The following is a 277-nucleotide window of genomic DNA, read 5'->3' as shown; positions in this document are numbered from 1 at the left end:
AACTACTTCTTCCGGATGAGCGACTTCGCCGACCGGCTGCTGGCGCTCTACGAGGAGCGGCCGGAGTTCGTGCAGCCGGAGTCGGCCCGCAACGAGGTCGTCTCCTTCGTGCGCCAGGGGCTCAGCGACCTGTCCATCTCCCGGTCCAGCTTCGACTGGGGCATCAAGGTGCCGTGGGACGAGTCGCATGTCGTCTACGTGTGGTTCGACGCACTGCTCAACTATGTGACCGCCGTCGGTTACGGCCAGGACGAGGAGACCTTCGAGCGGCGCTGGC

1 protein-coding gene is annotated in these 277 nt (G+C 65.3%); it reads left to right on the top strand.

Translation table 11 applies throughout. The features are described from left to right. On the top strand, nt 1–277 hold a 277-nt coding region (locus AC1RPV_RS07845; RefSeq protein ID WP_481764210.1), incomplete at both ends, for a class I tRNA ligase family protein.

The sequence above is a fragment of the Dellaglioa sp. CoH-55-MRSF-9 genome, assembly GCF_056782155.1.
The sequence above is the reverse complement of the archived record's forward strand: the minus strand, read 5'-3'. Positions and strand labels throughout refer to the sequence as shown.